Annotated in this window: 21 protein-coding genes; 12 read left to right on the forward strand and 9 right to left on the reverse strand. The window is 63.4% G+C overall.

The window, feature by feature from the left end; translation table 11 throughout:
- Nucleotides 1–36: 36 nt before the first annotated feature.
- From ACSQ8R_RS12535 to ACSQ8R_RS12545, 3 genes are all read right to left on the reverse strand, one after another.
- Nucleotides 37–1290 (reverse strand): RNA polymerase sigma factor, encoded by a 1254-nt coding sequence (locus ACSQ8R_RS12535; RefSeq protein WP_436253657.1) that lies wholly within the window; start codon nucleotides 1288–1290, stop codon nucleotides 37–39.
- Nucleotides 1287–1676, reverse strand: coding sequence for a YciI family protein (locus ACSQ8R_RS12540; protein WP_436253658.1), 390 nt, complete (start codon nucleotides 1674–1676; stop codon nucleotides 1287–1289). The genes ACSQ8R_RS12535 and ACSQ8R_RS12540 overlap by 4 nt, the downstream gene beginning before the upstream one ends.
- Before the next feature lie 73 nt (nucleotides 1677–1749).
- Nucleotides 1750–2613: an AraC family transcriptional regulator gene (locus ACSQ8R_RS12545; protein WP_436253659.1), complete on the reverse strand. Its 864-nt coding sequence runs from the start codon at nucleotides 2611–2613 to the stop codon at nucleotides 1750–1752.
- 134 nt (nucleotides 2614–2747) lie between these two features.
- Between ACSQ8R_RS12545 and ACSQ8R_RS12550 the strand changes: the two genes are divergently transcribed.
- The 5 genes from ACSQ8R_RS12550 to ACSQ8R_RS12570 all read left to right on the forward strand — a co-directional run bounded on the left by ACSQ8R_RS12550 (nucleotide 2748) and on the right by ACSQ8R_RS12570 (nucleotide 6137).
- A complete protein-coding gene (locus tag ACSQ8R_RS12550) occupies nucleotides 2748–3617 on the forward strand; it encodes an N-acyl homoserine lactonase family protein (protein WP_436253660.1) in 870 nt (289 codons plus the stop codon).
- Between the two features lie 85 nt (nucleotides 3618–3702).
- A complete protein-coding gene (locus ACSQ8R_RS12555; RefSeq protein WP_436253661.1) occupies nucleotides 3703–4410 on the forward strand; it encodes a glutathione S-transferase family protein in 708 nt (235 codons plus the stop codon).
- A 45-nt stretch (nucleotides 4411–4455) separates the two neighbouring features.
- Nucleotides 4456–4926 carry a GFA family protein gene (locus tag ACSQ8R_RS12560; RefSeq protein WP_436253662.1) on the forward strand — a complete coding sequence of 157 codons (471 nt, stop codon included), beginning with the start codon at nucleotides 4456–4458 and terminating at the stop codon, nucleotides 4924–4926.
- A 92-nt stretch (nucleotides 4927–5018) separates the two neighbouring features.
- Nucleotides 5019–5444 (forward strand): VOC family protein, encoded by a 426-nt coding sequence (locus ACSQ8R_RS12565; protein ID WP_436253663.1) that lies wholly within the window; start codon nucleotides 5019–5021, stop codon nucleotides 5442–5444.
- Between the two features lie 141 nt (nucleotides 5445–5585).
- Complete coding sequence (locus tag ACSQ8R_RS12570; protein ID WP_436253664.1) at nucleotides 5586–6137, forward strand: SH3 domain-containing protein; 552 nt, start codon at nucleotides 5586–5588, stop codon at nucleotides 6135–6137.
- Nucleotides 6138–6143: 6 nt separating this feature from the next.
- On the opposite strand, the gene ACSQ8R_RS12575 is transcribed toward ACSQ8R_RS12570, so the two are convergent.
- From ACSQ8R_RS12575 to ACSQ8R_RS12590, 4 genes are all read right to left on the reverse strand, one after another.
- Complete coding sequence (locus ACSQ8R_RS12575; protein ID WP_436253665.1) at nucleotides 6144–7430, reverse strand: D-alanyl-D-alanine carboxypeptidase; 1287 nt, start codon at nucleotides 7428–7430, stop codon at nucleotides 6144–6146.
- Nucleotides 7431–7541: 111 nt separating this feature from the next.
- Entirely contained in the window at nucleotides 7542–9035 is a 1494-nt protein-coding gene (glpK, locus tag ACSQ8R_RS12580) for a glycerol kinase GlpK (protein ID WP_436253666.1), read from the reverse strand.
- 79 nt (nucleotides 9036–9114) lie between these two features.
- A complete protein-coding gene (locus ACSQ8R_RS12585; RefSeq protein ID WP_436253667.1) occupies nucleotides 9115–9501 on the reverse strand; it encodes a type II toxin-antitoxin system HicB family antitoxin in 387 nt (128 codons plus the stop codon).
- 16 nt (nucleotides 9502–9517) lie between these two features.
- Nucleotides 9518–9706, reverse strand: a complete 189-nt coding sequence (locus ACSQ8R_RS12590) for a type II toxin-antitoxin system HicA family toxin (RefSeq protein ID WP_436253668.1) — start codon at nucleotides 9704–9706, stop codon at nucleotides 9518–9520.
- A gap of 146 nt (nucleotides 9707–9852) precedes the next feature.
- Here ACSQ8R_RS12590 and ACSQ8R_RS12595 point away from each other — a divergent pair, with 146 nt between their 5' ends.
- The 6 genes from ACSQ8R_RS12595 to ACSQ8R_RS12620 all read left to right on the forward strand — a co-directional run bounded on the left by ACSQ8R_RS12595 (nucleotide 9853) and on the right by ACSQ8R_RS12620 (nucleotide 17496).
- Nucleotides 9853–10629 (forward strand): 3-hydroxybutyrate dehydrogenase, encoded by a 777-nt coding sequence (locus ACSQ8R_RS12595; RefSeq protein WP_436253669.1) that lies wholly within the window; start codon nucleotides 9853–9855, stop codon nucleotides 10627–10629.
- Nucleotides 10630–10835: 206 nt separating this feature from the next.
- Nucleotides 10836–12308 carry a xanthine dehydrogenase small subunit gene (xdhA, locus tag ACSQ8R_RS12600; protein ID WP_436253670.1) on the forward strand — a complete coding sequence of 491 codons (1473 nt, stop codon included), beginning with the start codon at nucleotides 10836–10838 and terminating at the stop codon, nucleotides 12306–12308.
- 190 nt (nucleotides 12309–12498) lie between these two features.
- Nucleotides 12499–14835: a xanthine dehydrogenase molybdopterin binding subunit gene (gene xdhB / locus ACSQ8R_RS12605; protein ID WP_436253671.1), complete on the forward strand. Its 2337-nt coding sequence runs from the start codon at nucleotides 12499–12501 to the stop codon at nucleotides 14833–14835.
- Between the two features lie 10 nt (nucleotides 14836–14845).
- Entirely contained in the window at nucleotides 14846–15217 is a 372-nt protein-coding gene (locus tag ACSQ8R_RS12610) for an endonuclease domain-containing protein (protein ID WP_436253672.1), read from the forward strand.
- Nucleotides 15218–15403: 186 nt separating this feature from the next.
- Nucleotides 15404–16249 (forward strand): xanthine dehydrogenase accessory protein XdhC, encoded by an 846-nt coding sequence (gene xdhC / locus ACSQ8R_RS12615; protein WP_436253673.1) that lies wholly within the window; start codon nucleotides 15404–15406, stop codon nucleotides 16247–16249.
- Nucleotides 16250–16566: 317 nt separating this feature from the next.
- Nucleotides 16567–17496: a LysR substrate-binding domain-containing protein gene (locus tag ACSQ8R_RS12620; RefSeq protein ID WP_436253674.1), complete on the forward strand. Its 930-nt coding sequence runs from the start codon at nucleotides 16567–16569 to the stop codon at nucleotides 17494–17496.
- 15 nt (nucleotides 17497–17511) lie between these two features.
- On the opposite strand, the gene ACSQ8R_RS12625 is transcribed toward ACSQ8R_RS12620, so the two are convergent.
- Nucleotides 17512–17739 (reverse strand): hypothetical protein, encoded by a 228-nt coding sequence (locus tag ACSQ8R_RS12625; RefSeq protein WP_436253675.1) that lies wholly within the window; start codon nucleotides 17737–17739, stop codon nucleotides 17512–17514.
- A 117-nt stretch (nucleotides 17740–17856) separates the two neighbouring features.
- Between ACSQ8R_RS12625 and ACSQ8R_RS12630 the strand changes: the two genes are divergently transcribed.
- Nucleotides 17857–18753, forward strand: coding sequence for a LysR substrate-binding domain-containing protein (locus ACSQ8R_RS12630; RefSeq protein WP_436253676.1), 897 nt, complete (start codon nucleotides 17857–17859; stop codon nucleotides 18751–18753).
- 75 nt (nucleotides 18754–18828) lie between these two features.
- On the opposite strand, the gene ACSQ8R_RS12635 is transcribed toward ACSQ8R_RS12630, so the two are convergent.
- Nucleotides 18829–19188 (reverse strand): hypothetical protein, encoded by a 360-nt coding sequence (locus ACSQ8R_RS12635; RefSeq protein WP_436253677.1) that lies wholly within the window; start codon nucleotides 19186–19188, stop codon nucleotides 18829–18831.
- Between the last annotated feature and the right edge of the window lie 54 nt (nucleotides 19189–19242).

Consider the following 19242-nt stretch of genomic DNA (forward strand, 5'->3'; position numbering starts at 1 on the left):
GATGAGGGGCAGCCCCATATGCGAGCAACCTAGCCGCTACACAGCCGGCGGCGTGACCGCGCAGAGCTTGTCGATCTGCTGGCGGATATGGGCGCATTCGGCCGGCGAGTTGGCAAGCGCGATCGCCCGGTCGAAGGCCTCGCGGGCTTCGTGCCGGTGGCCAGCCTGCATCATCAGCCCGCCCTTGACCCCATGGAAATAGAAATAGCCGTCGAGCTTTTCGGCGAGCGGCGCGATCATCGCGAGCGCCGCCTCCGGCCCCTCGAGTTTCGAGACCGCGACGGCCTTGTTGAGCGTCACCACCGGCGACGGCTGGATGCGCTCCAGCAGGCCGTAGAGCATGGTGATTTCCTGCCAGTCCGTGTCCTTTGGCGTCGGCGCTCGCGCATGCAGCGCCGAGATCGCCGCCTGGACCTGATAGGGGCCGGGCTTGCGGTGGCGGATCGCCTTGTCGAGCAGCGCCAGCGCCTCGTTGATCAGCCTGCTGTCCCAGCGGCTGCGGTCTTGGTCCTCGAGCAGCACGATCTGCCCGTCCTTGTCGATGCGCGTGCCGGCGCGCGAATGCTGCAGCAGCATCAGCGCCGTGAGGCCCATGATCTCCGGCTCGGCCGGGAAGATGCGCAGCAGCAGCCGGCCAAGCCGGATCGCCTCGTCGCAGAAGGCTGCGCTGTCGGGATTGGTGATGCCGGCGGAATAGCCTTCGTTGAAGACGAGATAGATCATCGCCGAGACGATGCCGAGGCGCTCGGCCCGTTCCGCTGGCCCCGGCGTCTCGAACGGCACGCCGGCTTTCGCGACACGCGCCTTGGCGCGGGTGATGCGCTGTTCCATGGCGCTGTCGCCGACCAGGAAGGCCCGGGCGATCTGCGCGACGCTGAGGCCCGAGACGATCCGGAGCGCCAGCGCGATCTGCTGGGTCGCCGGCAGGTCCGGATGGCAGCAGATGAACATCAGCCGCAGGATGTCGTCGCGGTAGTTGGAATTGTCGAGCCGGTCGGCGATATCCGTCTCGGCGTCGGACAGGTCGGAGAAGGCCTCCTCCTCCGGCAGCGGATCATTCCTGGAACGCTTGCGGACCACGTCGATGCCGCTGTTGCGGCCGACGAAGATCAGCCAGGCGGTCGGGTCGCGCGGCGGCCCCTTGTCCGGCCAGGTCCGGATGGCGCGCAGGCACGCCTCCTGAAAAGCCTCTTCCGCGGTGTCGAGATCGCGGAAATAACGGAGGAGCGCACCGAGCGCCTGCGGCCGGGCCGCCGTCAGGGCAAGCTCGATCCAGGCAATGTCTGTCATGTCTTGGTCTCGCTATTCTTGATGTCGCCGGGACGGAAGACGAGGAAAGGCCGGATCTCATAGGAACTGGAGCCGGGATTGGCCGCCGAAAGCTGCTTCGAGAAGGCGACCGCCTCTTCCAGCGTCTCGACTTCGAGCGTGTAGAAACCGAGCAGCACTTCCTTGGTTTCCGCAAACGGCCCGTCGAGCACCAAGGGTTCGTCCTTGCCCTTGCGCACGGTGGTGGCGGCGGTCGTCGGCATCAGCCGGCCGACCGGGCCGAGCTTGCCGGCCTCAGCATAAGGCGTCTGTACCTCGATGAGCTTTGCCATGACGGCTTCCTCCTCTTGCCTGGACCAGGCGAAGACGGTTTCCTCATGGGCGTAGCAAAGGATGGCGTAAAGCATGCGTGGCTCCTTCTCCTGATGAAGACGAAGGATTAGCGGCTCACCCGACAGGACGCAGCAATTTTTTGTCGGATCAGCGCCGGCCGGTCGGGCTGGTGCCGAACGTCTCGCGGAAACGGCGGGAGAAATGCGACCGCGACGCATAACCGGCCGCCTCCGCCGCCGCGATGCTCGAAGCGCCCGAGGAGATGGCGTTCTGCCCCGCCTTCAGCCTTTCCCGGCGCAGGATGGCCCGGAACGAGCCTCCCTCCAGGGACAGGCGGCGCCGCAGCGTCGAGGCGCCGATGCCGAGTTCGGCCGCGACGTCGGCAACGTTCCAGGGTTCGGAGGGTGCGGTGGCGATCAGCCAGGCGATCTCCTCGGAAAGGCTCTGACGGAACAGCACCCGCGCTTCCGGCAGCGGCCGCAGCAGCGCCAGCACCTCCGTCATGCGCAACCGCTTGATCGTCTCGCCAATCGCTCCATCGGCAATCGTGGTTGCCGCATGGCAGAGCGCCTCCACCAGATCCTCGCTGAGCGGCAGGCCGAAACTGCCTGCCTCGCTGCCTTTCAGGCGCTCGGCCGCCGAAAGCGGCGGTATCCCCTCCGGCAAGGCGGGCACATCGAGCCGCAGCGCCACATACAGGCCGTTCGTCTCGTCCGGTATGTTGACGGCATCCATCGGCACGCCGCCGGGCAGGACAAATACCGACCCGGACGGAAAGACCTGCACCCGGTCGCCAAGCCAGATTTCCTTCTGGCCGTGGAGCACAATGCAGATCATCGGGCAGTCCAGCTCCAGTGCCTTCACCTTCTCGCGGTCGAAACAGCAATAAATGAACAACTGCTCGGCATAGGCATGCATGCCGGGCTTGAGCTTGCCGGCCGCGACGGGCCTCAGGCGGTCGAGCAGACGGCGGGAAAGATCAGGAAGGGTCCGGGTGACGATCAGGTTCATCGCCGCACTATAGCGCAGGAAACCAAACGAAAAATATCCCTGGTGAGCGTTTCGGGCTCAAGTCGGCAAAAATCCGGCCCTCCCGGATTTCGAAAGCGGGCAGAAGGCGCGGGCTTCAACCGAGGAGACTTTTGATGAAGACCTTCGCTACGCTTTCCACTCTCTCCGCCCTGGGCACCTCCCTTCTCGCCGCCGGTGCGGCTCTGTTCGCGCTTTCGAGCCCTGCCCAGGCCGCAGCCGATCTCGAACTCTGGCGGCTCGATTGCGGCTCTGTCGCGGTCAAGGACCTGTCGGTCTTTTCCGACACGTTCAACTATGCCGGGGAAAGCCGCACCCTGACCGACAGCTGCTACGTGATCCGCCATGGCGCCGACTACCTGCTCTGGGACACCGGCCTGCCGGCCGCCCTGATCGGCAAGGCGCCGGACCTGACCCAGCCGCTCGCCCCGTCTCTTACAGTCGATATCCCGACGCAGCTCGAAAAGATCGGCATCAAGCCGGACCGGATCGGTCTCGTCGGCATCAGCCACAACCACTTCGACCATCTCGGCCAGGCGGCGACCTTCGCCAAGGCGACGCTGATGATCGGTGCCGGCGACTGGGAAAGCCTGCACGAAAATCCCCTGCCCTTCGGCGTCGTGCCGGCGCTGGTCCAGCCCTGGATGGACGGCAAGGCGAAGATCGACCCGGTCTCGGGCGACCGCGACGTGTTCGGCGACGGTTCGGTGATGATGCTGGCCATGCCCGGCCACACCAGGGGCGAGACGGCTCTGCTCGTCAAACTGCCGCAGAGCGGACCGGTGCTGCTCTCCGGCGACGTGGTGCATTTCGAGGAGCAGATCGGAAACAACGGCGTCCCGCCCTTCAACATCGACCGGGCCGAAAGCCTCGCCTCGATTGAGCGCATGAACGGGATCGCAAAACAGCTCAACGCAAAACTGATCATCCAGCATGACGCCGGCGACGTCGCCAAGCTGCCGGCTTTCCCGGCCAGCGCCCGCTGACTTCGATGAGATCGCCACTGGCGCATCGCGCGCCGGTGGCTATATTCCGCGGGAACAAAAACTCTGCCTCCTAAGGACCCCCTATATGGCCGACCTTTCCACCTTCCCGATCACGTCCAAATGGCCCGCCGAAAACCCGGACGTGCTGCAACTCTATTCGACGCCGACGCCGAACGGCGTGAAAGTGTCGATCATGCTCGAAGAAATCGGCCTGCCCTACGAGCCGCATTTCATCAATATCGGCGCCGACGAGACCTGGGGGCCGGAATACCTGTCGCTCAACCCGAACGGCAAGATCCCGGCGATCCTCGATCCGCATGGCCCCGGCGACAAGCCGCTGGCGCTGTTCGAGAGTGGCGCGATCCTGATCTATCTTGCCGAAAAGACCGGCAAGCTGCTGTCGTCCGATCCGGCCACCCGCTACGAGACGATTCAGTGGGTGATGTTCCAGATGGGCGGCCTCGGGCCGATGTTCGGCCAGCTCGGTTTCTTCCATAAGTTCGCCGGCAAGGACATCGAGGACAAGCGCCCGCGCGACCGCTACGCCAAGGAATCGCACCGCATCATCCGCGTCATCGAAACCCGGCTCGAAGGCCGCGACTGGATCATGGGCGACGAATATTCGATCGCCGACATCGCGATGCTCGGCTGGGTGCGCAACCTGATCGGCTTCTACGGCGCCGGCGAACTGGTCGAATACGACCAGCTGAAGCGCGTGCCGCAATGGCTCGAACGCGGCCTCGCAAGGCCCGCCGTGCAGCGCGGCCTGGATATTCCCAAGCGTCCGGCCTGATCAAATACCGCAGCGGCCCTAGTTCATGGGGAGATGGAGGTAAAAATGCCCAAGCCTACTCTCCCCATGCCAGATCTCCCTATGCAAGGCGGATGCCGCTGCGGGCAGGTGCGCCTGAAGATCGGCGCGCCGCCGATCCTGACCATGGCCTGCCACTGCACCGGATGCCAGAAGATGAGCGCCAGCGCCTTCTCGCTCTCCGCCGCGATCCCCTCTCAAGGGTTCGAGGTGACCGCGGGCGAACCGATGATCGGCGGCCTGCATGGCGACGCCGCCCACCACTACCACTGTCCGCATTGCAAGAGCTGGATGTTCACCAGGCCGGAAGGCATGGACTGGTTCGTCAACCTGCGCCCCACCATGCTCGACGACCCCAAATGGTTCGTGCCCTTCATCGAGACCTACACGTCCGAAAAGCTGCCGTGGGCGACGACGCCGGCCGTGCATTCCTACGAGCACTTTCCGCCCATGGAAGCCTATGAGGGCCTGGTGAAGGGATTTACGGGACGGGATTGATTTTTTATAGCCCTCCTGTCGGCATCGCCTCCCCTCCTTCGTCCTTGCATTGTCCGCCATGGACGAGAACGATCCGAACAGGAGGGAAAGTCATGAATACGAATGCCCAGACAAACGACAAGCAGGCGGCTTCGCCTGTCCGCGGCGGCGTGGTCGCCTATCTTCAGGTCGATGGTGCGATGAAGGCCGCCGAGTATTACAAAAAGGCCCTCGGCGCCGAGATCGAGTCCTTTCATCCGGTGGACGAGCAGGGCCGCACGATGCACATCCACCTCTATATCAACGGCAGTTCGGTGATGCTCTGCGACCCCTATCCGGACTACGGCCATCCGCTCGAAAAGCCGCAGGCCTTCACCATGATGCTGCCGGTCGAGGATATCGATTTCTGGTGGAAACGCGCGCTCGATGCCGGCATGACGGTCGAGACGGAGCTGCAGGTGATGTTCTGGGGCGACCGCTACGGCCAGGTCCGCGATCCCTTCGGCGTCGCCTGGGCGATGAATGCGCCGGTCAAATAAGGCCCGAACTCAAGCCTTCGTGAACACCTTAGCGCCGATTGCCGGGAGACATTAACCTTCCGGCAACCGTCACCACGGCCTATGGACCCGGCCGGCCTTACGTTGTACGCCGGTTCGGCGGGTGTAAACTTCGGCGGGTCAATGAAGATCAGGTCTCTTGCTGCAACGGCCCTCGTGGCGCTGGTCTTCCTGTCGCCCGTGGCGATGGGCCAGCCCCTTCAGGCAAAGCCTGCCTTCGACGAAGACTGGAAGAAAGGCCGGGAAACAGAGCTTCCCATCCCGCGCTTCGTGTCGCTGAAAGCGAGGACCGCCTATCTGCGGGTAGGACCGTCAACCGACTTCGCCACGATATGGGTCTACACTGCGCAGGGGCTGCCGCTCGAGATAATCCAGGAATACGGCAACTGGCGGCGGGTCAGGGACGCCGACGGCACGACCGGATGGATGTTCGCGCCACTGATATCGAGCAAGCGAACCGCCGTCATCGGCCCCTGGCTGCAACAGCCGATACCGCTCCGCTCGGCTCCCTCCAAAAGCGCCCGCGTCATCGCCAGGCTTCTGCCGGAAGTCCGCCTCGACCTGATCAACTGCGACGGCACCTGGTGCCGGACCGTTCTCCAGAAAGAGCGGCTGCGCGGCTATGTCAGCCAGTCCTCGCTCTGGGGCGTCTATCCGGGCGAAACCGTCCAATAGGCGGGTTCAGCGCACCACGAAGCAGTTGATCGACTTGGCCTGCAGGGCCGAGCAGGCCCGCGTGGCAGCGTCGCCATCGGCAAAACCGACGAAGCGCGCGCGGAAGACCTCCTTGGCCCCGTCGGCATAACTTTCGACGCTCGGCGCCACGGGGCCATATCCTTGAACCAGCAGCGGCATTGCCTTTTCGAGCAGCGCGGATGCCTGATCGCGGCTGGCCGCTGCGGCAATCTGGATGCGCCAGACCGAGCCCGCCGGCTGCTGGGGCGCCGCTGTCTGAGACGACGCGGTCCGGGCTGGCGCGGTCGGGGTTGGCGCGGTGTTCGGAACGGCGGCCCGGGGCGTTGCATAGAGATTGGCGAGCGCCGCTTTCGGCGTAACGCCGAGCGTGATTTCCTTGCGCGGCGAAGGCGTCGCAAAGGCGAGCGGCATCGTGCCCTCGGCCGGCCGCTTCTGCGCCTCGAAGGCGATGAGGCCGCCGGACGCCGCATTGTTGCCCGCCACATACCGGTCGAGAAGCGCTGCCATCTGGTCGTCGCGCTTGCGGGCCGTCTTGCCGCCCATGACCACGCCGATCACTCGCCGGCCGTCGACGGTGACGGCGCTGGCGATATTGTAGCCGGAAGCGTTGGTGAAGCCGGTCTTGACGCCGTCCATACCGGGATAGCGGTACATGAGGTTGTTGTGGCCGCGCAGACGCTTGCCGCGGAACTCCATGTTCCTGGCTGAGAACAGCTGGTATTCCCGGGGAAAGTCGCGGATCAGCGCAAGGGCCAGCTGGGCCATGTCCCGCGCTGTCGTGACCTGACTGGCGTCCGGCAGGCCGGACGCATTGCGGAACACGGTGCGGCTCATGCCGAGCGCTCGTGCCTTCCTGGTCATCATCTCCCCGAAACGGTCTTCCGAACCGCCGAGATAATCGCCCATCGTCGCCGCAGCATCATTGGCCGAGCGCACGATCATGCCGTTGACGGCCTCGCGCACGCTGATCGTCCGGCCGGCAGGCACGCCGAGCTTGGAGGGGATCTTGGACGCCGCATTCGGCGTCATGGGAATGTCCTGGTCCCACTTGAGGCGGCCTTCGCGCAGCGCCTCGAAGGTCATGTAGAGCGTCATCATCTTGGTGAGCGATGCCGGATGGTTGATGTCGTCGGCATTTTCCGACGCCAGAACCTTGCCGCTCTTCACATCATAGATGAAATGCGCGTAGCCGGCCTCGGCCGGAACGCGGCTGATCGCCAGAGAGGCGCCGAGCACCAACAGGAAAGCCAAAATTTGCGGAATTCTAAACATGCCCACCCTCTCTAAGTCGCCGGCGAGGATATGGCAACGAACATGGTGCGAAAATGACGCGATTCGCATTTGATTCGAATTTTCGATAAATGGTTAATCGAAAATAAGGACTTACGCATTTGTCAGCGTTCTCCTGACGGCATCCTTCCAGCCGCGAAGCTTGAAAATACGGGTCTTTTCGTCCATCTGCGGCTCGAATCGCCGCTGCCTGGCCCAGCTTTTCGCGAACGCCTTTTGGTCCGGCCACACCCCTGCCTTGGAGCCGGCAAGCCAGGCCGCCCCGAGCGCCGTCGTCTCGAGGATGGTCGGCCGGTCGACCGGCGCGTCGATCAGATCCGCGAGCCGCTGCATCGTCCAGTCGGAGGCGACCATGCCGCCGTCGACACGCAGCACGGTGCTGCCGTTCGCATTGCGCCAGTCCTTCTGCATCGCGTCGTAGAGGTCGCGGGTCTGGTAGCAGACCGCCTCCAGCGCAGCACGGCAGATTTCCGCAGGACCGGTCGCGCGGGTCAGGCCGAACATCGCGCCGCGTGCCTCCGCATCCCAATAGGGCGCGCCGAGCCCGGTAAAGGCAGGAACCAAATAAACCTCCTGCTGGGGATCGGCTTCTTCCGCCAGCTCCCCGGTCTGGGAGGCTCTTTCGATGATGCCGAGCCCGTCGCGCAGCCATTGCACGGCGGCGCCGGCGATGAAGATCGACCCCTCCAGCGCATAGGTCGTCTCGCCGTTCAAGCGGTAGGCGATGGTGGTGAGCAGCCGGTTCTTCGAGCGCACCATGTCGGCGCCGGTGTTGAGCACCGCGAAGCAGCCGGTGCCGTAGGTGGATTTCATCATGCCCGGTTCGAAACAGGCCTGGCCGATCGTCGCGGCCTGCTGGTCGCCGGCCACACCCAATATCGGGATCGCCGCGCCGAACAGGCTCTCGTCGGTGATGCCGAACTCGTCGGCGCAATCCTTGACCTCCGGCAGCATCGCGGCGGGGATGCGCAGGATCTCCAGCAGGTCTTCGTCCCAGCGGTTTTCGGCGATATTGTAGATCAGCGTGCGGGAGGCATTGGTCGCATCGGTGACGAAGCTTTTGCCGCCGGTCAGGCGCCAGATCAGGAACGTGTCGATCGTTCCGAAGCAGAGCTCGCCCTTGGCCGCCCTCGCCCGCGCGCCCTTCACATTGGCGAGCATCCAGGAAAGCTTGGTGCCGGAAAAATAAGGGTCGAGCAGCAGGCCGGTGCGGCGGGTGAACAGCTTTTCGAGATCCTGCCGCTTCAGCTTCTCGCAATAGCTGGCCGTGCGGCGGTCCTGCCAGACGATGGCATTGTGGATCGGTTTGCCGCTGTCGCGCTCCCAGACGACCACCGTCTCGCGCTGGTTGGTGATGCCGATCGCGGCGATATCGGACGCCTTGAGCTTGGCTTCGTTGAGTGCCTGCTTGACGGCCCAGAGAACGGTCTCCCAGATCTCCTCCGGATCATGCTCCACCCAGCCGGATTTCGGAAAAATCTGGGTGAATTCCTTCTGGCCGATGCCGGCGATCTTCATTTCGCCGTCAAAGACGATCGCCCGCGTCGATGTCGTCCCCTGATCGATCGCCAGAACATAGCCCGCCATGCCGCTCCTCCCCGTTCATGCAATGCGCCGGGACGGTTTGAGCAGATGCGGCAAAGGAGTGTCAAACAGAAATGGAAGGTCATCCCCCCATTTGGGCGATACGGCGGGTCATCCAGGCGACATAGGAAGTGCGAGTCATCGACCGGCGACGCGCCTCCTGGTCGATGAAAGCCAGAACGTCCTCGTCCAGCATCATATTCGCACGCACCGAGCGACCGCTGAGCCGGATCAGGGGCACGCTGACCAGCGTACATCCCTCCGGCACCTCAACATCCTCCGGCGCACTCGGACCCTCCACGGCAACCTGGTCTTTTTCGGCCTCGATTGCATAGTCACGCAACGCCTCTTCCGCATTCAACATCGCCTGATCCAGGGTTGCACCCATGGCCACGATGCCATCGATATCCGGAAACGTGACGCCATAGGCGCCGGCTTCTCCATCGATCAAGGCGGGGTAGCGATCCATAGAATTCCCTTTCTCATCAATCCGGCCATCCGGCCTTCTTCGCGATCGAGCGCGCCACCATCGACGACAGCTTGGCATGCCGCGGCACGGTGACGATGCCTTCAATCTCCGGATGCCGGTAAATGTCGTGGCCGGCGCCGTGCCTATCGAGATACCAGCCGTCTTTCTCGAGGCGCCGCCTGACTTTTGCGGTATTGGTTTCCACGCGGCGGCTCCAATTTCGTGCAAATATATGCACAATCCCGTTGAAAGACAAGAAAGAGAATAATTGCCATCCCGCGGAATTTGCGCATAACCTGCCGTGATCGTTGCGGCGCACAAGAACGCCGCCCATCGCAGGGAGATTTGGGCATGAGCAGAACCGTCGTCGTCACCGGCTCCACCAGCGGCATCGGGCTCGGTGTTGCAAAGGCGTTTGCGGCCGAGGGCGCTAATGTCGTCATCAACGGCTTCGGGCCGGCGGAGGCGATCGAGGCGACCCACAGGGAACTCGATGCGCTCGGCGACGGCAAGGTGCTCTACCACAATGCCGACATGACCAGGCCCGCCGAGATCGAGGACCTGATCGCCACCGCGGTGAAGAACTTCGGCACGGTCGATGTTCTTGTCAACAATGCCGGCATCCAGCATGTGGCGAAGATCGAGGATTTTCCGCCGGAAAAGTGGGATCAGCTGATCGCCATCCTGCTGACGTCGGCCTTCCACACCATGCGCCATACGATCCCGTTGATGAAAGCCGCGGGCAAGGGTCGCATCATCAACGTGGCGTCCGCCCACGCGCTGGTCGCCTCGCCGTTCAAATCCGCCTATGTGGCTGCCAAACATGGTATTTTGGGACTAACCAAAACGGCGGCCTTGGAACTTGCGGAATTCGGGATTACCGTGAATGCGATATGCCCGGGCTACGTGCTGACGCCACTGGTCGAAAAGCAGATCCCGGATACCGCCCGCGAGCGCGGCATTACCGAGGACCAGGTGAAGACCGAGGTGATGCTGAAATTGCAGGCGACCAAGGAATTCGTCTCGATCGACGAGGTCGCGCAGGCGGCGATCTATCTGGCGAGCGATGCGGCGAGAAGCATTACCGGGACGCATATCTCGATAGACGGCGGCTGGACCGCGCAATAGAATACCCTCCTCATTCCGGTGCTTGTCACAGGAATCCAGCCAGCCCAAGTCCTTGGGTTGAAAAGGGTCTCCGACCCGACAGACGTCGGGTCACTGGATTCCTGTGACAAGCACAGGAATGAGGATGGAGATACTTCCGCCAACCTGGCAAGGCAGTCAGGGGGCACCCGTAATATGGAGCCGGCAACGGCGGACGAAGGAGAGACATGAGCGAAGCCATCCGCTTCATCGTGAATGGAGATGAGGTCACCCTTGGAGATTTCGGTCCGACGGAAACCCTTCTCGACTATCTTCGCCTGAGGCGGCGGCTGACAGGTACCAAGGAAGGCTGTGCGGAAGGTGACTGCGGCGCCTGCACGGTGCTGATCGGGCGGTTGACGGACCATGGCCTGCGCTACGAAAGCGTCAACGCCTGCATCCGGTTCTTAGGGTCTCTGCACGGCACCCATGTGGTGACCGTCGAGCACCTGGCCGGCCGTGACGGCGCGCTGCACCCCGTGCAGCAGGCGATGGTCGATTTCCACGGCTCGCAATGCGGCTTCTGCACCCCCGGATTCGTGATGTCGCTCTACGGCCTGTGGCTCTCGAACGGCACGCCGACGCGCGCCGATATCGAAAGCGCGCTGCAGGGCAATCTCTGTCGCTGCACCGGCTACGAGCCGATCGTCAAGGCGGCCGAGCACATCTCCATCAACCGGCCAAGCTCGCTCTTCGATCCGCTGGAGAGCGACCGCATCCAGATCATGGCAAAACTCTGGGGCATCCATTCCGGCAACGACACGATCACCATCACCAGGGATGGCGCCCGCTCGATCGTGCCGGCCTCGGTCGCCGCCTTTGCCGATATCCTTGCCGACGAACCGGAGGCGACCATCGTCGCCGGCGCGACCGATGTCGGCCTTTGGGTGACCAAGCAGATGCGGCTCCTGAACCCGGTGATCTTCATCAACCACCTCACCGAACTGCAGTCGATTACATCAGACGAGACCGGCATCACCATCGGCGCGGGCGTCAGCTACACTCAGGCTTTCGACGTCCTCTCCGACGAAATTCCGCCGCTCGGCCGGCTGATCGACCGGATCGGCGGCCAGCAGGTGCGCAACATGGGCACGATCGGCGGCAATATCGCCAACGGCTCGCCGATCGGCGACACCCCGCCGCCCCTGATCGCGCTCGGCGCCGAACTGACGCTGCGCTCCCATTCCGGCCGCCGCACGATCGCGCTCGAGGATTATTTCCTGAGCTACGGCAAGCAGGACCGGTTGCCGACCGAATTCGTCGAGAAGGTTTTCGTGCCGCGCCCGGCCGAAGGCAGCCATTTCGCCGTCTACAAGATCTCCAAGCGCCGCGACGAGGATATTTCCGCGCTCTGCGGCGCCTTCCACCTGACGCTCGATGCCGACGGCAAGGTCGAAAACATCCGCATCGCCTTCGGCGGCATGGCGGCGACCCCGAAACGGGCCAGACACGTCGAGGATGCGCTTCTCGGGCAGGAGTGGAACTGGGGCACCGTCTCGGCGGTGCGCGACGCGTTCGGCGAGGATTACCAGCCGCTCACCGACTGGCGGGCGACGGCCGAGTACCGCAGCCTGACGGCCAGGAACCTGCTCACCCGCTTCTTCCTGGAAACCGCCGGAGCGCCCGCGGAACTCCGCCGGTTCGAACTGGAGGAAGCGTGAAAATGGTAAACACCGTGAACCGGCCCCTCACCCTAACCCTCTCCCCGCTTGCGGGGCGAGGGGACGTGCCCTGCTCACCGTCAGCGATTGAGGCGATGCCGATGCGGCTTGCGTCCTTCTCCCCGTCCCTACGGGGAGAAGGTGGCGGCAGCCGGATGAGGGGCAGCCTCCGGATTGGAGGCCTCCGCTGATGGACAAGACCACGTTCGACAACAAGCCGATCATCAACGGCCCGATGCATACCTCGCTGAAACATGATTCAGCACATAAGCACGTCACCGGAACCGCCGAATATATCGACGATATTCCCGAACCCGCAGGTACGCTGCACGGCGGCCTGGGGCTTGCCGACCGGGCGCATGCGGAAATCGTCTCGATCGACCTTTCGGCGGTCAAGAGCGCTCCCGGGGTCGTCTGGGTGATCACGGCGGAAGACATTCCGGGCTTCAACGACGTCGCCTCGACCGGCCAGCACGACGAGCCGCTGCTCGCCACCACCAACGTGCAGTTCCACGGCCAGATCATCTTCGCCGTCATCGCCGAAACCCGCGACCAGGCCCGCCGGGCCGCGAAACTCGCGCAGATCGAATATCGCGACCTGCCCCACTGGACCGATATCGACAGCGCCCGCGAGAACGACGCGCCTTACGTCGTCGAGCCGATGACGCTGAAGCGCGGCGAGCCGGAAACCGAGATCGACAAGGCGCCGCTGCGCGTCCAGAACCACATGTATATCGGCGGCCAGGAGCATTTTTACCTGGAAAGCCATATCGCGCTCGCCATCCCCGGCGAGGACGACGAGATCATCGTCTGGTCCTCCACCCAGCATCCGAGCGAAATTCAGCACATGGTGGCGCATGTGCTGGGCGTCGCCAACAATGCGGTAACCGTCCAGACGCGGCGCATGGGCGGCGGTTTCGGCGGCAAGGAAACGCAAGGGAACCAGTTCGCGGCGCTTGCGGCCGTCGCCGCCAGGAAGCTGAAGCGGGCGGTGAAATTCCGCCCCGACCGCGACGAGGACATGGTCGTAACCGGCAAGCGGCACGATTTCCGGGTCGACTACGACGTCGCCTTCGACGAGCAAGGCCGCATTCATGCGGTCGATGCCACCTATGCGGCACGCTGCGGTTTTTCCGCCGACCTCTCCGGCCCGGTCACCGACCGCGCGCTCTTTCACGCCGATTCCAGCTATTTCTATCCGCATGTGCGCCTGACCTCGCAGCCGCTGAAGACCCACACCGTCTCCAACACCGCCTTTCGCGGTTTCGGCGGGCCGCAGGGCATGCTCGGCGGGGAGCGGATCATCGAGGAGATCGCCTATGCGGTCGGCAAGGATCCGCTCGAAATCCGCAAGCTGAATTTTTATGGCCAGCGCGGTTCGAACCGGACGATGACGCCCTATCACCAGGACGTCGAGGACAATATCATCGCCCGCATCGTCGATGAGCTGGAGGCTTCCTCCGAGTATCAGGCCCGCCGGCAGGCGATCCTGGAGTTCAACTCGCATAGCCCGGTGATCCGCAAGGGCATCGCGCTGACACCGGTGAAGTTCGGCATCTCCTTCACCATGACCGCCTACAACCAGGCCGGTGCCCTGGTGCATATCTACAATGACGGCTCGATCCACCTGAACCACGGCGGCACCGAAATGGGCCAGGGCCTCTATACCAAGGTGGCGCAGGTGGTGGCCGATACGTTCCAGGTCGATATCGACCGGGTGAAGATCACCGCGACGACCACCGGCAAGGTGCCGAACACATCCGCCACCGCCGCCTCCTCCGGCACCGACCTGAACGGCATGGCCGCCTATGACGCCGCCCGCCAGATCAAGGAACGGCTGATCGAGTTTGCCATGCGGCAATGGAAGGTCGGCCGCGACAAGGTCGAGTTCCTGCCCAACCGGCTGCGCATCGGCGGCGAGATCGTGCCCTTCGACACCTTCATCCGCGCCGCCTATTACGACCGCGTGCAACTCTCCGCAGCCGGCTTCTACAAGACGCCGCGCATCCACTGGGACCGCAAGGCGGGCCGCGGCCGGCCGTTCTATTATTTCGCCTATGGCGCTGCGGTTTCCGAAGTCTCGATCGACACGCTGACCGGCGAATACCTGGTCGACCGCACCGACATCCTCCATGACGTCGGCAAGTCGCTCAACCCGGCGATCGACATCGGCCAGGTGGAAGGCGCATTCGTGCAAGGGATGGGCTGGCTGACCACCGAGGAATTGTGGTGGGACGCCAAGGGGCGCCTGCGCACCCACGCGCCCTCCACCTACAAGATCCCGCTCGCCTCCGACCGGCCAAAGATTTTTAACGTCAAGCTCGCCGAATGGGCCGAGAATGCCGAACCGACCATCGGCCGCTCCAAGGCCGTCGGCGAACCGCCCTTCATGCTGGCGATCTCGGTGCTCGAGGCACTGTCGATGGCGGTGGCGAGCGTCGCCGATTATGCGGCCTGCCCCAAGCTCGACGCGCCGGCGACACCGGAACGGGTGCTGATGGCGGTGGAGCGGCTGAAGGCGATGTGATGGAGCGCGCATGCCGCAATTCCATGTCCGCGACGCCAATCGGAATAACGCCCAGACCATGCGCCGGGCGTTGACCGAAGCGGAGCTGAAATTCTGGAATGCGGTCCGCGCTCATCGCCTGATGGGAATCGGCTTCCGGCGGCAGATGCCGATCGCCGGTTATCTCGTCGATTTTGCCTGCCCGGAGCACAAGTTGATTATCGAGGTTGATGGTGCGAGCCATTCGTTCGACCCCAATATCCGCCGGGATGCGGCAAGGGATGACAAACTGGCCTTGCTTGGCTGGCAGATGGTAAGGTTCACCAATGACGAAGTGTACCGCCATATCGACGATGTGTGCATGCACCTTCTGCGGATTATCGGGATCGAGCGCTTTGCGTAGATGTTGCTACCCCCCTCTGCCCTGCCGGGCATCTCCCCCTCAAGGGGGGAGATCGGATGTGGCCAGCTCCCACTCCCTCTCAATGGCATGGGGCACCGATAGGGCTGATAGCTGGGCAATGCAGCGCCTCTTGCCGATCTCCCCCCTTGAGGGGGAGATGTCCGGCAGGACAGAGGGGGGTATCCAATGCGCGACCTCTCCCTGACTGCTTTTATCACCAGCCACCCGCACCTGGTCCTCGTCGAAATCCGCGAGGCGAAAGGCTCCACCCCCCGTGAAGCCGGCACCTTCATGCTGGTCGCGACCACGGCGATCTGGGGAACGATCGGCGGCGGGCAGTTCGAATATATGGCGATCGACAATGCCCGGGCGATGCTGTCGGGCGGCGGCGAGGCGGTGATGAACATTCCGCTCGGGCCGGAGATCGGCCAGTGCTGCGGCGGCCATACCCGGCTTGCCTTCCGGCCGCTGACCACGGCGCTGGCGGAGACGCTGGAAAAACGCCTGCGCGACGAGCAGGACGACCGACCGGCGGTGACGCTGTTCGGGTCGGGTCATGTCGGCCAGGCGCTGGCAAGGGCGCTGGTTCCCCTGCCCTTCGCGGTGACCGTCGTCGAGACCCGCGCCGAGGCACTGGAAGACCTGCCGGCCGAAACGGAAAAACGCCTGACCGCGATGCCGGAAGCCTTCGTCGAGAAAATTCCGCCAGGCGGCGCGGCGATCATCCTCACCCACGACCATGCGCTGGATTTCCTGATCGCCCAACGGGCGCTGGCGAGAAGCGACCTTGCCTATGTCGGCATGATCGGCTCACGGACCAAACGCGCCACCTTCGCCAACTGGCTGAAGCGCGAGGGGGACAATGACGGCGGCGGTGATAACTTGCTGTCCCGTCTCGTGCTGCCGATCGGCGGCACGGCGGTCAGGGACAAGCGCCCGGCCGTGATCGCGGCCCTCGTCGCCGCCGAATTGCTGGAAACGTACGCGGCAAGGCAGGAGCAGCCCTCAAAGCGGCAGGTCCCGACCGCCTGAGCGCCGTTTCCCATCCCAGAATGCCGCCTCGCGGCTACGCGGCCCGGCTTCCGGGAGCGCGAGATCACTGCGCAGGTCCTCCGGCAGCGCCGGAATATGCCGGCTACCGGGCCGCAGGAGCCTGCGGAGAAACCGGCGGAGCTGCCGCCACGCCAGAATCGGACGGGAGGGTTTCAAAGGCAAGGCATCGGCGCTTGCGGACAGCATGATTTGCTCCACATCCATAAATAACATTGCTTGCGTGAAAGGATGAATGCGCCGGATTGCAGGCGATTTCCAATTCAATTACGGTAGGCCACGATAAAGAGAGCTTATCGATGAAACTGTCTCGCCGTTTTCCGCTGAATGCGCTCAGGGTCTTCGAGGTGGTCGCCCGCCTCGAAAATTTCACCCGCGCGGCGGAAGAGCTGGGCATGACCCAAACCGCCGTCAGCTACCAGATCAAGCTGCTGGAAGACTATCTCGGTGACGCGGTGTTCATCCGCAAGCCGCGGGCGCTGCAATTGACGGAAACTGGCCGAAATCTCCTGCCGAAAGTGGCCGAGGCTTTTTCCCTTTTGTCTGAAGCGGTGCAGGAAGCGCGCGGCACGACGGAGGAGACATTGGAAATCCACTCCCCGCCAACCTTTGCGTCTCATTGGCTGGCACGGCATATTGGCGAATTTCAGCTCGAACATCCGCATATTGCCGTGCGGCTCGTGCGCAGCGGTACCCACGACGGGGAATATCCGCAACCGACCGATGTAGCGATCCGCATTGGGGCAAAGCCTTGGGACGGCTTGATCTGCCATCCGATATTTCGCCTAACCTATGCGCCCATGCTCAATCCGCAACTCGCCGAAAGCGTCGGCGGCATCGAGACGCCCGCCGACCTGATGAAGCCGCCGTGGATTTCGAACGGCAAGGGGCTGTGGAACGACTGGTTCCAAGCCGCCGGCCTCGATCCGATCGGTATCAGGCAGATGCAGCTCGACGCATATGGGGCGCTGGACCTGGAAGCGAATGCCGCAATTGCCGGCCATGGCGTCGCCATGCTCAGCCCCTTCCTGTTCAAGGCCGAACTTGCCTCGGGTCGCCTCGTCCAGCCTTTCGATCTCGCCCTCAGCGATACCAAGACCTATTGGCTTTGTTATCCGCCCGCGCGCAAGAATGCGGCCAAGGTCAAGGCCTTCGCCGCCTGGATCCAGGCGGCCGTAGCCCGTGAACTGGCACTGGCGCCGGGCCAGCTCGCCCCGCCGTTGGCCTGACGCTCTTCGCATCGCCTACAGGCTTCGTTGAGTATAGATCATCCGGGCCGTTCGGAAGGAGCCTTCTTCCGGAGCACCGCGCCGGTCCCGTCCGTCGAGCATGCCGATATCGCGCTGCCAGCTTTCCGGCATCTCTTCCATATCGACACTGTTTTGATGCTTCAAGAGCAAGCGATTGAACAATTCAGCCAGAGAGACATGCGGCAGAAGCCGGCCGAAATGCATATGGGTTATCGAAAACATTGTTGACCTCCAACGGGATAAACCCGTTTCCGTAGGTTCGTTGTAGAGGTAATGTGCGCTGCGAAGTCGCGGTAATCCAATCGAATTCCCGTCTGTATGGATCAAGAGAACTTATTCATGAAGATGTCGAAACAGTTCCCCCTGAATGCGCTTCGGGTGTTCGAATGCGCCGCCCGGCTGATGAGTTTCACTAGGGCTGGCAAGGAACTAGGGCTCACCCAGACGGCGGTGAGCTACCAGATCAAGCTGCTGGAGGACATGACCGGCGAGCAGCTTTTCCTGCGCCGGCCGCGGCAGGTTTCGCTGACCGAGGCCGGCGAGCGGCTGGCGCCCAAAATCAGCGAGGCTTTCGCGATCATCGGTGACGCGCTCTCCAGCATGCATGACGCGTCGGAGGGGACGCTGACCATCCATTCGACGGCGACTTTCGCCTCACGCTGGCTGGCGCGCCATCTCGGCACTTTCCAGCTCGAAAATCCGGGCATCGCGGTGCGGCTGGAGACTTCGCAGGAAATGATCGATTTTTCGCGCGCAGAGGCCGATATCGCGATCCGCAGCGGCAAAGGCGAATGGCCGGGCCTGCGCCGGCATTTTCTGATGCGCAATCATTTCACGCCGATGCTGAGCCCGGATCTGGCCGCCACGATCGGCGGGGTGAGGACGCCGGACGATATCCTGAAGCTCAGGATCATCGATGCCGGCGATCCGTGGTGGCCGTTCTGGTTTGCCGCCGCCGGCCTGCCGGATGTCGACCTCACCGGCCGCCCGGTGAGCCGGATGGGCGCGCAGGCCTTCGAGGCGGCAGCCGCGATTGCCGGCCAGGGGGTCGGAATCCTGCAGCCGGAATTTTATACGGACGACGTCGCCCTGGGGCGGCTGGTCCAGCCTTTCGACATTCTCGGCTATGACGGAAGCGACTATTGGCTCGTCTATCCGGAAGCGCGCCGAAACTCGAAGAAAATCCGGGCCTTCCGCGATTTCATGCGGAAAACCATGCCGACTTTCCGGGACTAGCAGTCAGTTTTCTATCCGCCGCTTTGCTGGACGGAAAACCGCCTCACCATTCCGCATCTGGCTGCTTTGCCGAGCCTAATAGCTCATGTCGGGCGCGTAGAAACAGCGCAGCGTATCTTCCGTCGGATAGAGGCAAAGATGGTATTCCTCGTCCTGGCTCCGCCTCGCCTGGCTCTGCGGCAGTTTGAAATCGTGCGGGCGGGTGATCAGCCGGTGGTCGCCCGGCCCCAAGATGATCTCGTAACCGCCGTCGATGATCTTGACGTTCCTGGTCGAGATCATCTGGCAGTCGCCGGTATGGTTGTCGCCGTTGCAGCAGAAACCGTCATATTTCCAGGTCACCCCGGTCGCGCTGTGCGCCTCGTGGGCACCGGCCGGACCGACCTGGACAAACGACGCGTATGCAATCATCACACCTGTCAGAATACCACGCATGAGCTTAGTCTCCGTTGATGAATGCCCCCACCACCGGCTCGAACCGCACACATT

The sequence above is a fragment of the Neorhizobium sp. LjRoot104 genome, assembly GCF_964253725.1.
In the GTDB taxonomy this organism is placed as follows: domain Bacteria; phylum Pseudomonadota; class Alphaproteobacteria; order Rhizobiales; family Rhizobiaceae; genus Neorhizobium.

Excerpts from the sequence above, each read along its gene's own strand:
- ACSQ8R_RS12535 (WP_436253657.1), bottom strand. The coding sequence starts at position 1,290 with ATGACAGACATTGCCTGGATCGAGCTTGCCCTGACGGCGGCCCGGCCG.
- ACSQ8R_RS12540 (WP_436253658.1), bottom strand. The coding sequence starts at position 1,676 with ATGCTTTACGCCATCCTTTGCTACGCCCATGAGGAAACCGTCTTCGCC.
- ACSQ8R_RS12545 (WP_436253659.1), bottom strand. The coding sequence starts at position 2,613 with ATGAACCTGATCGTCACCCGGACCCTTCCTGATCTTTCCCGCCGTCTG.
- ACSQ8R_RS12550 (WP_436253660.1), top strand. The coding sequence starts at position 2,748 with ATGAAGACCTTCGCTACGCTTTCCACTCTCTCCGCCCTGGGCACCTCC.
- ACSQ8R_RS12555 (WP_436253661.1), top strand. The coding sequence starts at position 3,703 with ATGGCCGACCTTTCCACCTTCCCGATCACGTCCAAATGGCCCGCCGAA.
- ACSQ8R_RS12560 (WP_436253662.1), top strand. The coding sequence starts at position 4,456 with ATGCCCAAGCCTACTCTCCCCATGCCAGATCTCCCTATGCAAGGCGGA.
- ACSQ8R_RS12565 (WP_436253663.1), top strand. The coding sequence starts at position 5,019 with ATGAATACGAATGCCCAGACAAACGACAAGCAGGCGGCTTCGCCTGTC.
- ACSQ8R_RS12570 (WP_436253664.1), top strand. The coding sequence starts at position 5,586 with ATGAAGATCAGGTCTCTTGCTGCAACGGCCCTCGTGGCGCTGGTCTTC.
- ACSQ8R_RS12575 (WP_436253665.1), bottom strand. The coding sequence starts at position 7,430 with ATGTTTAGAATTCCGCAAATTTTGGCTTTCCTGTTGGTGCTCGGCGCC.
- glpK (WP_436253666.1), bottom strand. The coding sequence starts at position 9,035 with ATGGCGGGCTATGTTCTGGCGATCGATCAGGGGACGACATCGACGCGG.
- ACSQ8R_RS12585 (WP_436253667.1), bottom strand. The coding sequence starts at position 9,501 with ATGGATCGCTACCCCGCCTTGATCGATGGAGAAGCCGGCGCCTATGGC.
- ACSQ8R_RS12595 (WP_436253669.1), top strand. The coding sequence starts at position 9,853 with ATGAGCAGAACCGTCGTCGTCACCGGCTCCACCAGCGGCATCGGGCTC.
- xdhA (WP_436253670.1), top strand. The coding sequence starts at position 10,836 with ATGAGCGAAGCCATCCGCTTCATCGTGAATGGAGATGAGGTCACCCTT.
- xdhB (WP_436253671.1), top strand. The coding sequence starts at position 12,499 with ATGGACAAGACCACGTTCGACAACAAGCCGATCATCAACGGCCCGATG.
- ACSQ8R_RS12610 (WP_436253672.1), top strand. The coding sequence starts at position 14,846 with ATGCCGCAATTCCATGTCCGCGACGCCAATCGGAATAACGCCCAGACC.
- xdhC (WP_436253673.1), top strand. The coding sequence starts at position 15,404 with ATGCGCGACCTCTCCCTGACTGCTTTTATCACCAGCCACCCGCACCTG.
- ACSQ8R_RS12620 (WP_436253674.1), top strand. The coding sequence starts at position 16,567 with ATGAAACTGTCTCGCCGTTTTCCGCTGAATGCGCTCAGGGTCTTCGAG.
- ACSQ8R_RS12625 (WP_436253675.1), bottom strand. The coding sequence starts at position 17,739 with ATGTTTTCGATAACCCATATGCATTTCGGCCGGCTTCTGCCGCATGTC.
- ACSQ8R_RS12630 (WP_436253676.1), top strand. The coding sequence starts at position 17,857 with ATGAAGATGTCGAAACAGTTCCCCCTGAATGCGCTTCGGGTGTTCGAA.
- ACSQ8R_RS12635 (WP_436253677.1), bottom strand. The coding sequence starts at position 19,188 with ATGCGTGGTATTCTGACAGGTGTGATGATTGCATACGCGTCGTTTGTC.